Origin of the sequence: Streptomyces sp. NBC_00239, from assembly GCF_036194065.1 — a bacterium.
GTDB lineage: Bacteria > Actinomycetota > Actinomycetes > Streptomycetales > Streptomycetaceae > Streptomyces.
This window is the reverse complement of the sequence record NZ_CP108095.1, coordinates 2,704,232-2,719,266: the sequence shown is the minus strand read 5'-3', so window position 1 is coordinate 2,719,266 and position 15,035 is coordinate 2,704,232. Positions and strand designations below refer to the sequence as shown.

At 73.0% G+C, this 15,035-nt stretch carries 12 protein-coding genes; 8 read left to right on the top strand and 4 right to left on the bottom strand.

The features are described from left to right. Positions 1 to 98: 98 nt before the first annotated feature. Positions 99 to 1,625 carry an MFS transporter gene (locus tag OG764_RS11815; RefSeq protein ID WP_328968379.1) on the bottom strand — a complete coding sequence of 509 codons (1,527 nt, stop codon included), beginning with the start codon at positions 1,623 to 1,625 and terminating at the stop codon, positions 99 to 101. A 102-nt stretch (positions 1,626 to 1,727) separates the two neighbouring features. Here OG764_RS11815 and OG764_RS11810 point away from each other — a divergent pair, with 102 nt between their 5' ends. From OG764_RS11810 to OG764_RS11800, 3 genes are all read left to right on the top strand, one after another. Continuing rightward, positions 1,728 to 2,309 (top strand): TetR/AcrR family transcriptional regulator, encoded by a 582-nt coding sequence (locus OG764_RS11810; RefSeq protein ID WP_328968378.1) that lies wholly within the window; start codon positions 1,728 to 1,730, stop codon positions 2,307 to 2,309. A gap of 99 nt (positions 2,310 to 2,408) precedes the next feature. Further along, positions 2,409 to 4,025: a hypothetical protein gene (locus OG764_RS11805; RefSeq protein WP_328968377.1), complete on the top strand. Its 1,617-nt coding sequence runs from the start codon at positions 2,409 to 2,411 to the stop codon at positions 4,023 to 4,025. Positions 4,026 to 4,123: 98 nt separating this feature from the next. After that, on the top strand, positions 4,124 to 5,128 hold the full coding sequence (locus tag OG764_RS11800) for a hypothetical protein (RefSeq protein WP_328968376.1): 1,005 nt from the start codon (positions 4,124 to 4,126) through the stop codon (positions 5,126 to 5,128). Positions 5,129 to 5,231: 103 nt separating this feature from the next. Here the strand turns inward: OG764_RS11800 and OG764_RS11795 are convergent, their stop codons facing one another. After that, the gene (locus tag OG764_RS11795) at positions 5,232 to 6,362 is read right to left on the bottom strand and encodes a PucR family transcriptional regulator (protein WP_328968375.1); all 1,131 of its coding nucleotides are present in this window, start codon (positions 6,360 to 6,362) and stop codon (positions 5,232 to 5,234) included. 212 nt (positions 6,363 to 6,574) lie between these two features. Here OG764_RS11795 and OG764_RS11790 point away from each other — a divergent pair, with 212 nt between their 5' ends. Together OG764_RS11790 and pruA are read left to right on the top strand one after the other, a co-directional pair. After that, positions 6,575 to 7,501 (top strand): proline dehydrogenase family protein, encoded by a 927-nt coding sequence (locus OG764_RS11790; RefSeq protein ID WP_328968374.1) that lies wholly within the window; start codon positions 6,575 to 6,577, stop codon positions 7,499 to 7,501. A 59-nt stretch (positions 7,502 to 7,560) separates the two neighbouring features. Continuing rightward, positions 7,561 to 9,192: an L-glutamate gamma-semialdehyde dehydrogenase gene (pruA, locus tag OG764_RS11785; RefSeq protein ID WP_328968373.1), complete on the top strand. Its 1,632-nt coding sequence runs from the start codon at positions 7,561 to 7,563 to the stop codon at positions 9,190 to 9,192. Positions 9,193 to 9,301: 109 nt separating this feature from the next. On the opposite strand, the gene OG764_RS11780 is transcribed toward pruA, so the two are convergent. After that, entirely contained in the window at positions 9,302 to 10,003 is a 702-nt protein-coding gene (locus OG764_RS11780) for a nitroreductase family protein (RefSeq protein ID WP_328968372.1), read from the bottom strand. Positions 10,004 to 10,477: 474 nt separating this feature from the next. On the opposite strand from OG764_RS11780, the gene OG764_RS11775 reads away from it, so the two are divergent. Next, positions 10,478 to 11,029, top strand: coding sequence for a GNAT family N-acetyltransferase (locus OG764_RS11775; RefSeq protein ID WP_328968371.1), 552 nt, complete (start codon positions 10,478 to 10,480; stop codon positions 11,027 to 11,029). A gap of 76 nt (positions 11,030 to 11,105) precedes the next feature. Here OG764_RS11775 and OG764_RS11770 read toward each other — a convergent pair whose 3' ends face one another. Continuing rightward, positions 11,106 to 13,130 (bottom strand): phosphocholine-specific phospholipase C, encoded by a 2,025-nt coding sequence (locus OG764_RS11770; protein WP_328968370.1) that lies wholly within the window; start codon positions 13,128 to 13,130, stop codon positions 11,106 to 11,108. 480 nt (positions 13,131 to 13,610) lie between these two features. On the opposite strand from OG764_RS11770, the gene OG764_RS11765 reads away from it, so the two are divergent. Continuing rightward, positions 13,611 to 13,742, top strand: coding sequence for a hypothetical protein (locus tag OG764_RS11765; RefSeq protein WP_328968369.1), 132 nt, complete (start codon positions 13,611 to 13,613; stop codon positions 13,740 to 13,742). A gap of 85 nt (positions 13,743 to 13,827) precedes the next feature. Continuing rightward, positions 13,828 to 14,868, top strand: a complete 1,041-nt coding sequence (locus tag OG764_RS11760) for a 3-isopropylmalate dehydrogenase (RefSeq protein ID WP_328968368.1) — start codon at positions 13,828 to 13,830, stop codon at positions 14,866 to 14,868. The last annotated feature ends 167 nt before the right edge of the window (positions 14,869 to 15,035 follow it).

The following is a 15,035-nucleotide window of genomic DNA, read 5'->3' as shown; positions in this document are numbered from 1 at the left end:
CAGCGGAAGGGCCCGGGGGTTTCCCCCGGGCCCTTTCCCGTTCCCTCGCGCTGTCGCCGCGCTGTCGCCGCGCTGCTCCCGTTGCGTCGTTACGTCGTTCAGTGCGCGGCGCCGGCCGGTTCGGGCAGTTCGGCCGGGGCCGGAGCCGCGCTCCGGCGGAGCAGCACCGCGGCGAGCGCGGCCGTCACCAGGAGCAGTGCGGTGGCGCCGAGCGCCGCGTACTGCATGCCGTGCACGAACGCTTCCCGGGCCACGGCCAGCACCCGCTCGCCCGCCGGGCCGCCGAGCTGTTCGGCGACCGCCGAGGCGCCGCCCAGGGTTTCCCGTACCGCCGGCTCGGAGCCGTCGAGGTCGGCGCGGTAGACGGCCGTGCCCAGGCTGCCCAGCAGGGCCATCCCGAGGGCGCCGCCGAACTCCTGGCCGGTCTCCAGCAGGGAGGCGGCCGAGCCGGCCTTCTCGGCGGGGGCCGAGGCCAGCGCCATGTCGGAGACCAGGGACATCACGGCGACGATGCCGGAGGCGAGCACCGCGCAGCCGGCCAGCAGCAGCCCCAGGGAGTCGGTGCCGACCAGGCCGATCAGGAGGAATCCGGCGGCGCCGACCGCGAATCCGCCGGCGACGACGGGGCCGCGGCCGAACTTCTGGCCCAGGCCCGCGGCGGCCGGGGCGGCGGCGCCGACCGCGAGGGAGGGGGCCAGGCTCCACAGCGCGGCCTCCATGGTGCCCATGCCGAGCACGGACTGCAGGTACTGGGTGGTGAAGTAGGCCGAGCCCATCATCGCGAAGGCGGCGACCGTGTTGAGGGCGATGCCCGCGCCGAACCGGCGGTCCCGGAACAGCGCCCGGCTGATCATCGCCTCGTCGCGGGTGCGCTGGCGGTGGACGAAGGCGCAGCCGACCGCGAGGCCCAGGGCGAGGCAGGCGAGGTAGCGCGTTTCGAAGCCCTCGGCGGCGATCTCCTTGAGCCCGTACACCACCGGCAGCACCGTGGCCATGGACAGCGGCACGCTCAGCAGGTCGAAGCGGCCGGGGGCGGGGTCCTTGAACTCCGGGACGAGCACCGGGACCAGGGCCAGCAGCAGCACCATCGCGGGCACGTTGATCAGGAAGACCGAGCCCCACCAGAAGTGGTTCAGCAGCACGCCGCTGAGCACCGAGCCGAGGGCGATGCCGCCGGCCATGGCGCCGGACCACAGGCCGATGGCCCGGCTGCGCTCCTTGTCGTCCTGGAAGAGGTTCCGGACGAGCGCCAGCGTGGAGGGCATCAGGGTGGCGCCGCCGACGCCGAGCAGGACCCGGGCGGCGATGAGCATCTCGGCGCTCTGGGCGTACGCGGCGGCGGCCGAGGCGAGTCCGAAGGCGGTGGCGCCGATCAGCAGGAGTCTGCGGCGGCCGATCCGGTCGCCGAGCGAGCCCATCGTGATCAGCAGGCCGGCGAGGGCGAAGGCGTAACTGTCGAAGATCCACAGCTGCTGCGTGGCGCTGGGGTCGAGCTCCCGGGTGATGGCCGGGATGGCGAAGTACAGGACGGAGACGTCCATCGAGACCAGGAGGAGGGGCAGTAGGAGGACGGTGAAGGCGGTCCATTCCCGGCGGCCGGCGCGACGCGCTGCGGAGTTCGTCATGCGGAGCAATGTACAAGTGTCATAAACGCCTGTCTAGTACGGCTGTATAGAAAGGCTGTGTGGAACGGCTGTCATAGACGCTTGTCTTGGTACTGTCGGAGCATGGGACACAAGGAAGATCTGCTCGAAGGCGCGAAGAAGTGCCTGGTCGAGAAGGGTTTCGTGCGGACCACCGCGCGGGACATCGTCAACGCCTCCGGTGCCAACCTGGCGTCCATCGGCTACCACTACGGCTCGAAGGACGCCCTCCTCACCCAGGCCTTCATCGCGCTGATGGAGGAGTGGGGCGAGGGCTTCACCCGGTCGGTCGCGGGCGAGCCGGGCTCGCTGGACCGCTTCCGGTCCGTGTGGGAGGGCGTGCTGGCGCAGCACGCCGACTCGGCCCCGGTCTGGAGGGCCAGCCTTGAGGTCGCGCTGAGCGGGGACCGGCTGCCGGAGCTGCGTGCGATGCTCACGGGCTCGCAGGCCGAGGGCCGGCGGGGGCTGGTCTCGATGCTGACGGGGACCCCGGAGGAGGAGGTCGACGACCGGACCGTGCGCACCCTCGGCGCCTTCTACCAGGCCCTGTTGAACGGCCTGATGATCCAGTGGATGTTCGACCCGGAGTCGGCCGCCACCGCGGAGGAGCTGACCGAGGGCATGCGGCGGGCTGCCGCGGCCGCGGCGGCGGCCGGCGGGAAGTAGCCGCGGCGGGCCGCCGCGCATGCATGCATCGGGGCATGTGCCCGGCGGGTGTTGCCGGTCCCGGATCGGGGGTAGGCAACCCGCCGGGGGTGATGGGCGATGCGTGCGAGAGGCGTGGCCGCAGTGCTGGTGGCGGTGGCGCTGGCGGCGGCCGGATGCAGTGGGGGAGGGGACGGCCCGGGGGCGGGTGAGGCCGGGCGGTCCGCGGGCGGTGCGGGCGCGGCCGCCCCGCCGGGTTCCGTCCGGGGCTGCCCGCCGTCCGGCGGGCAGGACCCGGGCCCGGACGGGACGGCCCGGGACGCCGGCCCCGCCGCCGACCCGCCGTCCGCGGCCGTCCTCGCGCAGGTGTCCGTCCGGCTGGCCCGGCAGTCGCTGGAGCTGCGGCAGAAGGACCCGCGGCTGGCCACCGCCCTGGCGCAGGAGGCCGCCCGGCGCGGGCACGGCCCGGAGGTGGTGGCCGCGCTGGACGCCCTGAAGGGCCCGCACCTGCTGATGAACCCGCAGGTGCCGCCGGGCGCGGGCGCCTACCGCCACCTCCAGGCCGCCGCCGGAGCCGTACTGGCGGGTGCCTCCGACACGGGGGCCGTCACCGTGTGGGACCTCGGCACCGGCCGCCCCCTGCTGTGCGCCCGGCTCCCCGGCCCGGCCACCGGTCTGGCCCTCGCCGGCGGCGGCGGTCTGGTCGCCGCCGCGACGGGGGCGGGGGAGATCCGGGTCTGGAGCGTCCGGGACCGGCGGGAGGCGGCCCGGTTCACCCGTCCGGCCCGTGGCAACGGCGGGATGGTCTTCACGGACACGGCCTCCGGGGTGCGCTTCGTGTTCGGCAGCGGAGCGGTCCTCGACGTGCGCTCCATCCTGGACTGGAAGTCCGTACGGCAGCTGCCCACCGCCGGCGCCGGGACCGTACGCGACCTGGCGGTGCTGCGGGACGCCGGGTACGTGGAACCGGTGCTCGTCGGCGTCAACAACGGCTCGGGGCTGGCGCGGTGGCTGCCCGGAGAGGGGAAGGCGCTCGACGGGCTGAGGCTGACCCCGTTCTTCAAGGAGGCGGTGCCGCACCGGTTCGGGGCGGTGTCCGAGGGCGCGAACGCCGTCTGGGCGGGGCTGTCCGGCGGCCGCTCCCGGCTGGTGGGCATCGAGAGCGGGCCCGGGGGCGGGAAGCTGCGGGAGATCTTCCTCAGCGGGCTCGGCGACCCGCAGTCGCCCCCGATGGCCGGGGACGGCGCCGGCGCCGAGGAGTACGGGTTCGACGTCGACCCCGGGCTGGGCAGCACCGGCGACCGGGCCGACATGCTCTCCGTGACCGGGCTCGGCAACTGGATCGCGGCCACCGCCGACCACAGCCGGGCGGTCCTGCAGAGCACTCGGGACGACGCGAGCGGGACGGTCGAGACCCAGCTGGTCGGACCGGCCGGGAGCCGGATCGGGGCACTCGCGGCCTGGGGTGGCCGCAGTGCTCCCTCCGCAGCCTTCGCCCTGGACGACGGCAGCGTGGCCGTGTGGGTGTTCGACCGCAGGCCCTGGCAGGAGGCCCACCCGTTGAAGGCCGAGCGGGACTCGGTCACCCGCGAGCTGCTACGGCTCTGCCAGGTCGGCCCGGTCCTGCTCGACCGGGAGGAATGGCAGCGCCACCTGCCCGAAGTGCCCTACCGGCCCGGCTGCCCGGACGCCCTGACCGAGGAGAAGAACAAGTACGGGACGCAGGCGCCCGACTGAGGTCCCGCCCCGATGCGGGCGCGCTCTCGGCGCGCACATCCGGCGGGGCGCGGCGGGCGGGGCACGACAGGAGCGGGGCTCGACAGGAGGGGGACACAGTGAGCACACCACCACAGCAGACCGGGGGCAACCCGCCGGGCCGGCCCGGACCGCCCGCCGCGCCCGCAGCCGCCGGAGCGCCCGCGCCGGCTCCCGGTGCCGCGCCCGCTCCGGGCGCCGCGGGCGGCGGGGCGGCGGCCGCTCCCGCCGGTGCGCCCGCTTCCGCCGGGTCCGCCACCGCCACCGCCGGGCCCGGGCGGCTGCGCAGGGCCGCGCGGTGGTACCCCGGCAACCGGACCATGGGCTGGATCGGCGTCGTGGCGCTGATCGTCTCGGGCACCGCACTGGGCTACGACATCGTCGAGCACGAGCCGAAGTCGAAGATGACCGTGGTGGCCCTGCGTGCGGAGACCACCGGGGAGGTGGAGGCCGGGCCGGGGCACGGCGCTCCGGCGGAGGGGGCCTCCGCCGCGCCGGGCGGGGTGGGGGCCGGAGCGGCCCCCGCCGGGCGGGTCGTGGCGCCCGTCCTGGACATCGTGCTGGAGAACAACAGCGGCGAGGTGCGGACCTTCACCGCCATCGGGGTGCGGACCAAGAGGGAGGTGGGCATCTCCGACTGCGAGCCGAGCAGCGGCGGCTCCACCCTCTTCACGGCCCGCTTCGAGGTGCAGGCCCCCGAGCTGGGGAAGAAGGCGGAACAGCCCATCCCGCTCGGCTGCAGCGTGGAATCGGGGAAGACCGAGGGGCACCGGCTGACCATCGGGGCCCGGCCGCACGACGTCGCCACCGGCGGGATCGTCCTCGGCCTGGAGGTCTACCTGGTCGAGGACGACGGCGCGGTCTTCGAGGTCGGCAGGATCGCCGTACCGGGCGATGACGCGGCCACCACCGCCTACCACGACGATCCGTCCCGACTCTCGCCCGGGAAGGCGACCGACCCGGCGTGCGAGCGCGAGATCACCGAGGGCCTCGACGACCTGGCCGAGGACGGGTACGCCCTGTCCAGCGGAGTACGGGAGATCCGCGAGGCCCTGCGGGCGCGGGCCCCGTCCGACGAGGGGTGAGCGGCTGGGGGCGAGGGCGGCGGCGGCCCGGCCGCCCCGTCGGGCCCGAGGGGGCGGCCGGCCCGGCGGCCCGGTGCGGTCGGCCACCGCCGCCCCTACCGGCTCAGGGGCCGAGCCGGACCGCCTTCAGGGCCATGTGGAGCAGCAGCCGGTCCTCGCCCTCGGCCAGGTCCAGGCCGGTGAGCTGCTCCACCCGCGAGAGCCGGTAGTACAGGGTCTGGCGGTGGATGCCCAGCGCGGCCGCCGCCCGCCCGGCCTGACCGGCGCAGTCCAGGAACACCTCGGCGGTCCGGGCGAGTTCGGGGTGGGCGGGGGAGAGCAGGGTCGCGGTCGCCGGGTCCTGCGCGGCGCCCGGCGGCAGCTCCGCCAGCATCCGGTACGGGCCGATGGCCGACCACTCGGCGACCGGGCCCAGCCGCGGCTGGGCCAGCGACGCGCGCGCCGCCGCCACCGCCTCCCGCCACGCCCCGTCCAGCCCGTCCAGCCCGCGGCGCGGGGCCGCGACGCCGGCGCCGGCGCCGCCCGCGAGCAGCCGCTCGGCGGCGGTGACCGCCGGCGCCAGGGCATCCGCGGTCCGCAGTCGCACCAGTACGGCCAGGGCCTGCGGGCCGTCGGGCCGTCCGGGCGCCAGGCAGGCGGCCGCCGCTCCGGGCACGGACTGCGGGAGTTCGGCCTGCCAGGGCGCCACGCACACCACGGCGTGCAGTCCCTCCGCGGCGGGCCCGAGCGCCGAGCGCAGCGCGGCCACCGCGGTGTCCTGCTGCCAGCCGCGGCCGGAGGTGAGTGCGGTGTGGAAGGCGCGGGACAGGTCGGCGCCCGCCTTCGCCTCGTCGGCGAGCAGCCCGCCGATCCGGGCGGCGACCTCCATGGCGGCGTCCAGCTGGTCCGGCGCCGGACCCGGCTCGGTGTCCAGCAGCCACACGTACCCGTGGACGATGCCGCGGTGGCGCACCGGCAGGCAGATCCGGCCGCGGAACACCCCGGCGTCGGGTGCGGCGGGGATCCGGACGGGGCCGGTGGCGCGGGTGATCCCGAAGCCCTCGAACCAGCTGCGCACCGCCGCCGTCGACTGGCGGGTCAGGATCGAGCGGGTGCGCACCGGGTCCATCGCCAGGTCGTCGTCGCTGTCGTGCGCACCGAAGGCGATCAGCCGGAAATCGCGGTTCTCCAGGGTCGCGGGCGCGCCCAGCAGCGCCGAGATCTCGTCCACCAGATCCTGGTAATCGCGCTTCACGCGGACATTCTCCCACCGCCGCGGCGGTCCTTCAGACATCTGTCTGAGGTGCCGGCCACGGATGCGTGACAGCTGTCGATGGCCGAGGATCGGATCGATCCTTAGGTTTCACGGTGGTTCTCCGTGTCGCGGCGGGATAAAGATGTTCCGTTCATCTCCATGACGTTTGCGGCATTTCTTCTGGATTTTCTGCCACCCGTTGGAGGTGCCCCGTGCTGGGTCCCGTGATCCTCGCCGCGTCGCGCAGCGACAAGATGCGCAAGATCGTTTCCGCTGCCCCGGTGACCAAGCCCGTGGTGAACCGGTTCATCCCCGGTGAGACGGTCGACCAGGTCATCCCGATCGTCACGGAGCTCACCGACAAGGGCCTCGAAGTCACCCTCGACGTCGTCGGCGAGGACATCACGACCGTCGAGCAGTCGTACGCCGCGCGCGACGCGTACCTGGAGCTGATCGGCCGCCTCAAGGAGCTGGGCCTCGGCACCCGCGCGGAGATGTCCGTCAAGCTCAGCATGTTCGGACAGGCGCTGGAGGGCGGCCACGAGCTCGCCCTCGCCAACGTCCGCCCGGTCGTCGAGGCCGCCGCCGCCATCGGCACCACGGTCACCCTGGACGCCGAGGACCACACCACCCTCGACTCGATGTTCGCCATCCACGAGGAGCTGCGGAAGGACTTCCCGCAGACCGGCTGCGTCATCCAGGCCTACCTCTTCCGCACCGAGGACGACGCCCGCCGGCTGGCCGCCGCCGGCAGCCGCGTCCGCATCGTGAAGGGCGCCTACAAGGAGCCCGCCGAGGTCGCGTTCCTGGACAAGGCCGAGATCGACAAGGCCTACGTCCGCATCCTGAAGATCCTCATGGAGGGCTCGGGCTACCCGATGATCGGGTCCCACGACCCGCGCCTGATCGCGATCACGCAGGAGCTCGCCCGCAAGGCCGGCCGCAAGCTCGACGAGTACGAGTTCCAGATGCTCTACGGCATCCGCAGCGAGGAGCACATCCGGCTCGCCGCCGAGGGCCACCGGATGCGCGTCTACACGGCGTACGGCACCGACTGGTACGGGTACTTCATGCGTCGCCTCGCGGAGAAGCCCGCGAATCTGCTCTTCTTCGTCCGATCTTTGATCACCAAGAACTAGCGTCGGGCCGAACACCCCCCGGTCGGCAGAACACCCCTCATCAAGGAGTTGCACCCCTCATGGACGCTGTGACCCAGGTCCCCGCGCCGGTCAACGAGCCGGTCCACTCGTACGCCCCGGGCAGCCCGGAGCGCGCGCGTCTCGAAGCGCAGCTCAAGCAGCTGGCCGAGAACCCGATCGACCTGCCGATGACGATCGACGGCGTCAAGCGCATGGGCGGTGGCGAGCGCTTCGACGTGGTCCAGCCGCACGCGCACAAGTCGGTGCTCGGCACCTACGCGAACGCCACCAAGCAGGACGCGCAGGACGCGGTCGACGCCGCCCTCGCCGCCGCCCCGGCCTGGCGCGCGATGTCCTTCGACGACCGCGCCGCGATCATCCTGCGCGCCGCCGAGCTGCTGTCCGGCCCGTGGCGCGAGAAGCTGGCCGCCTCCACCATGCTCGGCCAGTCGAAGACCGCCCAGCAGGCCGAGATCGACACCCCGTGCGAGCTCGTCGACTTCTGGCGCTTCAACGTCCACTTCGCCCGCCAGATCCTGGCCGAGCAGCCCATGGCGAACTCCGCCGGCGTGTGGAACCGCAGCGACCACCGCCCGCTGGAAGGTTTCGTCTACGCGATCACGCCGTTCAACTTCACGGCCATCGCGGGCAACCTGCCGACCGCCCCGGCGCTCATGGGCAACGTCGTCGTGTGGAAGCCGTCCCCGACGCAGACCCACGCCGCCGTGCTCCTGATGGAGCTCCTCGAGGAGGCCGGGCTGCCCAAGGGCGTCATCAACCTGGTCACCGGCGACGGCATCGCCGTCTCCGAGGTCGCCCTGGAGCACCCCGAGCTGGCCGGCATCCACTTCACCGGCTCGACCAAGACCTTCCAGTACCTGTGGAAGACGGTCGGCAACAACATCGAGAAGTACAAGTCCTACCCGCGCCTGGTCGGCGAGACCGGCGGCAAGGACTTCGTCGTGGCGCACCCGTCCGCGGACCGCGCCATCCTGAAGACCGCCCTGACCCGCGGCTCCTTCGAGTTCCAGGGCCAGAAGTGCTCGGCCTCCTCCCGCGCCTACGTCCCGGCCTCCATCTGGAACGACGGCTTCAAGGAGCAGTTCGCCGCCGAGGTCGACGGCATCACCATGGGCCCGGTCACCGACCTGTCGTTCTTCATGGGCGCCGTCATCGACGAGCGCTCCTTCGCGAAGAACAAGGCCGCGATCGACCGCGCGAAGGCCGACCCGACCTGCACCATCGTCGCCGGCGGCACGTACGACGACTCGGAGGGCTACTTCGTCCGCCCGACCGTCATCGCGTGCACCGACCCGGAGAACGAGGTCTTCACGACCGAGTACTTCGGCCCGATCCTCGCCGTGTACGTCTACGAGGACGACAAGTACGACGAGATGCTCGCGCAGATGGAGAACGTGTCGGCGTACGCCCTGACCGGCTCCGTCATCGCCCAGGACCGCTACGCCGCGGCCCACACGATGGACAAGCTCCGCTTCGCCGCGGGCAACTTCTACATCAACGACAAGTCGACCGGCGCCGTCGTCGGCCAGCAGCCCTTCGGCGGCGGCCGCGCCTCGGGTACCAACGACAAGGCGGGCGCGGCGTCCAACCTGCTGCGCTGGACCTCGACCCGCTCCATCAAGGAGACCCTGGTCCCGCCGACCGAGTACGGCTACCCCCACATGGGCTGATCCCGGCCCCGGGCCCGCCACGGCCCACCTGTGACCCCGCCCCCGTTCCGGTACCCCCAAGTCCGGAGCGGGGGCGGTTCCATGCCCGGCGCCATCCGCGGGATCCGGCCTACACCTCGATCATGACCTGGTCGAGGGACTTGCGGACCAGCTCGGGGACCTCGCAGTCGTCGGCCGGGTAGCCGATCGGGATGACCGCGAAGGCCTTCTCGTTCTCGGGGCGGTTCAGGACGTGGCTCAGGAAGCGCATCGGGCTGGGCGTGTGGATCAGCGCCGCCAGACCGGACAGGTGCAGCGCGGACAGCAGCATGCCGACCGCGATGCCGACCGACTCGTCCACGTAGTAGTGCTTGCGCTTGGTCCCGTCCGGCCCGAGCCAGTAGCGCTGCTGGAAGACCACGAGCAGCGCGGGGGCGTCCGTAAGGTGGGTCTTGACCGAGTCCGTGCCCAGGGGCCGCAGCGCGGCGAGCCACTCGTCGCCGAGCCGCCCGTCGTAGGAGAGCTGCTCCTCCTGCTCGGCGGCCGCCCGTATCTGCTGGCGGATCCCGGGATCCTTGACCAGGACGAACGTCCACGGCTGCTGGTGCGCCCCGGACGGCGCGGTCGCGGCGCAGGCGATCGCGTCCCGGACCACCTGCTCGGGCACGGGGTCGGCCGAAAAGTGCCGCACGGTGCGGCGCTCGTCCATCCGGGCCCGCAACTCGGCCGCGCGCGCGAGGGATTCGGCGGCCGGCATCCGGTCGGGCCGGTAGGCGGCGGGCCGGTAGGGGTCGCCGTGCGTGGGTGTCCACTGCTTGGTTTCAGGAGCCATGCGCCCGAGTGTGCGACGACGGAATCCGGGTCGGCCAGCAGTGCCGCCCGCCCGCTGTCCGATGTGTCCGGACAGGAGGGCTATGGGCGGTGCACACGCCCAGCCGATTCCACGGCCGGCCGGGCCGTTCCCGCGCGGGTGGTCGGGCCCGTCCGGGCCGGCGGGCGCCGCGCGCGGCGGTACGCCCGGAGGGGCCCGCCACCCGCACCCCGCGCGGTGCCCGGCAGCCGTCGGGATGAGGCGCCCGAACCGGCTCCGACCTGCGACGACGTGACGGTGACCAGGGTGGCGGGGCAGCCGGTTCGGCGGCGGACGGGCGGGTGCGGGCGCCGCCCGGTGGGCGGGGCGCCGGGGCGCCACACCGGCCCCCCGCGGCACTCCGATATCCGCAACCCCCGCTCGTTTCCGGCCTTTCCGCCGATGGCCGGCCCGCCGCCCCGGGCCGCGGGCGCGCCGCCGGGCCAGACTGGCCACGTGACCGGAACACCGACGCAGACGCGCATCGCGCACACCGCACAGCTGGCCCGCCCGGAGCGCGAGGAGCTGCGGCTGCTGCTCGACGCGGCGTTCGAGGGGGACTTCGGCGACGAGGACTTCGAGCACGCGCTGGGCGGGATGCACGTACTGCTGCGCGAGGCCGGCGAGCTCGTCGCGCACGGCAGCGTGGTGCAGCGCCGGGTGCTGCACGGCGGGCGGGCGCTGCGCACCGGGTACGTCGAGGCCGTCTGCGTACGCGCGGACCGGCGCAGGCGCGGGCTCGCCGGGCGGGTGATGGCCGAGCTGGAGCGGATCGTGGACCGGGCGTACGTGCTCGGCGCGCTGTCCGCGTCCGAGGCCGGGGCCGCGCTGTACGCCGGGCGGGGCTGGCAGCGGTGGCCGGGCCGGATCGGCGCGCTGGGCCCGGCCGGGCCGGTGGCGCTGCCCGAGGAGGAGGGCTCGCTGTTCCTGTGGCTGCCGCCGGACCCGTCCCCGCTGGATGCCGGCGGGCGGCTGGACTTCGACTGGCGCGACGGCGACGTCCTCTAGGCAGTGCCTTCGGACGGGCCTGCCGGTTTCCCCGGCCGGCCGTCTCCGGGCCGCCGTCGCGCTGGTCCTCGCGGGATCAGCCGCTGACGCTCGGCGCCCCCGTCTCGATGTGGCCGGTGTAGCGGCGCGACCAGGTGCCGTCCGAGTCGGCCAGGATCGTGAAGTCGTACCAGCCGTTGGAGTAGGCCACCGCGTTGAAGAAGTCCTCGCGCGAGGAGTTCGCCGGGACCGTGTAGGTCCACGGGCCGTCCGAGCGGTAGGCGTTGGAGCGGATGGTGAAGGTGACCGCGGCGGCGGAGGCGTTGGTCATCTTGAACCAGACCGCCACCTTGCCGGTGCCCTGCTCCACCGCGTAGCGGGCGGCGACCTCCAGCGCCTTGCCGGCCTTGTTCGCGTCGCCGATGAACCGGCGCAGGAAGCGGTTCGGGCCGTACATCGACAGGTCGTACTTCCCGGCGCCCGAGCCGAGTCCGATGCTGAAGAAGTCCGAGGCGGTGGTGCCCGGGTCGACGGTGTACTGCCAGGCCTCGGTGTTGCGGTGCTGGTGCGGGTGGATCGAGAAGTGCGCCGCCCGCTTGGCCTCGGTGCCCAGGTTGCTCATGTCGAACCACGCCGTGATCTTGCCCGCGGCGCCGAACTCCAGCCGGGTCATGTTGCCGTTCGGCTGGTACGGCAGGGCGCGGGCCGGCCGGGTGCCGGGCTCCTGGGCGGGCAGCGCGTTGTTCTGCGGCGCCGGGTTCGGGAGCGGCCGGCAGGTCTCCATGCCGATCACCTTCGCCGTCGAGGGCAGGCCGGCCGGGACCCCGAAGACCGGGTTGGCGAAGTCGAAGACACCGGTGAGGTCGCCCGTCACCTTGCGACGCCACGCGCTGATGTGGGGGCAGGCGGCGGGGGTGCCCAGGGCGGCCGTCCACTTCTCCAGGAAGCGCAGCACGCTGGTGTGGTCGAAGACCTCCGAGCTGACCCAGCCGCCGCGGGTCCACGGCGACATCACCAGCATCGGCACCCGGAAGCCGAGGCCGATCGGGAGGCCGTCGAGGTACTCGCCGGGGGTGCCGGGGGGCGCCACCGGCGGCGCCACGTGGTCGAAGAAGCCGTCGTTCTCGTCGTAGTTGAGGAAGAGGACGGTCGAGTCGAACACCTCGGGGTTCGCGGCGAGCGCCCGGTGGACCAGGTCCACGAAATGGGCGCCGTCGCCGGGCGGCGCGAACGGATGCTCCGAGAACGCTTCGTTGGCGACGACCCAGGAAACCTGCGGGAGGGTGCCGGCGACGGCATCGGCGCGGATGGCGGCGGCGATGTCGTCGGGGGTGGAGCCGGTGACCCTCGGGACGGAGGCCATGCCCCGGTCCCACAGCGGGTCGCCGGGCCGGGCGTCGGTGAACTTCTTGAAGTACGCGAGCCCGTTGTCCCCGTAGTTGTCCTGGGCGTTCTGGTAGACCTTCCAGGTCACGCCGGCCCGCTGGAGCGCTTCCGCGTACGTCTCCCAGGTCAGCCCGGACTCGTCGCCGCCGTCCTTGCTGGTGGCGTCGATCTTCCCGCTCCACAGGAAGGTGCGGTTGGGGCCGGTGGCGCTGAGCGCGGAGCAGAAGTACGCGTCGCAGATCGTGTAGTGGTCGGCGAGCGCGTAGTGGAAGGGGATGTCGGAGCGCTCCAGGTGGCCGAGGGTGCGGACGTTGCCGACGCCGGTGACCCAGTTGTCGAGGCGGCCCTTGTTCCACGCGGCGTGCTGCGAGGTCCAGCTGTGCGGCAGATCTCCGGTGCACTGGGCGAGGGTCGCGCTGTCGGCGCCGCCGGCGGGAGGGGTGGCGGAGAGCTTCCACGGGTACTGGCGGCCGCCGAAGTTCGGCTGGTTGAACGTGCCCCAGCCGCCCGGGATGTTGCCCGCCGCCCGGTCGCCGAAGCCGCGGACTCCCTTGAGGCGGCCGAAGTAGTGGTCGAAGCTGCGGTTCTCCTGCATGAGGATCACCACGTGCCTCACGTCGGCGAGGGTGCCGGTGGCGGCCGCTGCCGCCGCCGATGCCGTGGCCGTCGGCAGGGCCGCGCCCGCCGCCAGCCCCGCGCCGATGCCTACGAATCCCCTGCGGCTGATGGGAGTCATGCCCCGCCTCTCGCGTCCCGGACGTGCCGTGGCGGCACGCGAGGAAAGGGTGGGGGAGCGGAGCCTAAAGGTCTAGATCCGTGCAGTAAGACCTTGGTTAACTTCAGATGACCGGTCGGATGTCGGGATCGGATTGGTTCGGTTTCGGACCAATGTCGGACCAATGTCCCGGCGGGGCGGGTTCCGGATGGGTCCTGTCCCGTCGACGGGACGCTCCGCGCAGGCCCTCTCGGGTGAGTGCCGTCTCAGATAGTAGGAAGTCCGAGTAATTGCGGAGACATACAGCGCGAACTGCCCTAGCTTTGTAGGAGCCGAACGTCTCGCTGATCCAGCGAATGGCGGCCGTGAGCATGCGCCCCCGTGCAGGCAATCCCTGCGGGCCCTCGCTCCCCGCCTCTTCCGGCGCCTTGGAGAACCCCCTCATCAGCGGTCCGCCCCCTCCCGTGTGCGGCCGCCCGTGATCTCAAGGAGTCGATCACCATGTCCCAGACCGCCGCCGCCCGCCGGGTCCGCCGCACCGCCCACTCCGCCACCGCCGACCGCAAGAACGCAGCCGCCGCCCTGCAGCGCGCCCTGGACCGCCGCGACAACGGCGGATCCACCGGACACTGACGTTCCGCCGACATTCGGCTGACACGTCTCGTCCGGATAGTGGACGGGACGTGTCAACGGATGGGACACGGAGTACGGTGCCGTCATGTCGACCAGCATCAATCTCGCAGTGATCCCCGGTGACGGCATCGGTCGGGAAGTCGTGGCGCAGGGCCTCAAGGTCCTCACCGCGGTCCTGCCCCAGGATGTGAAGCTGGAGACCAAGGAATACGACCTCGGAGCCACCCGCTGGCACCGCACCGGTGAGACCCTCCCGGACGCGGACCTGGAGGCGCTCAAGCACCACGACGCGATCCTGCTGGGCGCCATCGGCGACCCGTCGGTGCCGTCCGGCGTTCTGGAGCGCGGCCTGCTGCTCAAGCTCCGCTTCGCCTTCGACCACTTCATCAACCTGCGGCCGTCGAAGCTGTTCCCGAACACCGCCACGCCGCTCGCCGGCCGCCCGGACATCGACTTCGTCGTCGTCCGTGAGGGCACCGAGGGCCCCTACACCGGAAACGGCGGCTCGCTCCGCACCGGCACGCCCGCCGAGGTGGCCACCGAGGTCAGCGTCAACACGGCCTACGGCGTCGAGCGCGTCGTGCGTGACGCGTACGAGCGCGCCAACGCGCGGCCCCGCAAGAAGCTGACCCTCGTCCACAAGAACAACGTCCTCGTGTACGCCGGCCACCTGTGGAAGGACATCTTCGACCGGGTCGGCCAGGAGTACCCCGAGGTCACCACCGACTACCTGCACGTCGACGCGGCGACGATCTTCTTCGTCACCCAGCCGGAGCGCTTCGACGTCATCGTCACGGACAACCTCTTCGGTGACATCCTCACCGACCTCGCCGCGGCCGTGACCGGCGGCATCGGCCTGGCCGCCTCGGGCAACATCAACCCGACCGGCGCCTTCCCGTCCATGTTCGAGCCGGTCCACGGCTCCGCCCCGGACATCGCGGGCACCGGCAAGGCGGACCCGACCGCGACGATCCTCTCGGTCGCCCTCCTGCTGCGCCACCTCGGCCACGAGGACCGGGCCGCCCGGATCGAGGAGGCGGTCTCCGCCGACCTCGCCGAGCGCGACGGCACCTTCCGCAGCACCGACGAGATCGGCGACGCGCTCGCCGCTCGCGTAGCCGGCTGACCCGGCAGCTCCTTCCCAGGAAAGCCGCCGGGTCGCCCCCTTCGGGCACCCGGCGGCTTCTCCTGTGCGGCCTCCGGGTGCCACCATCTCCCGTGGGCCGCATCACCCCCGTTTCTCCGCAGACCCCTCGCGCGCGATAATCGAACGCGGGGCCGCGGATTGCGGGG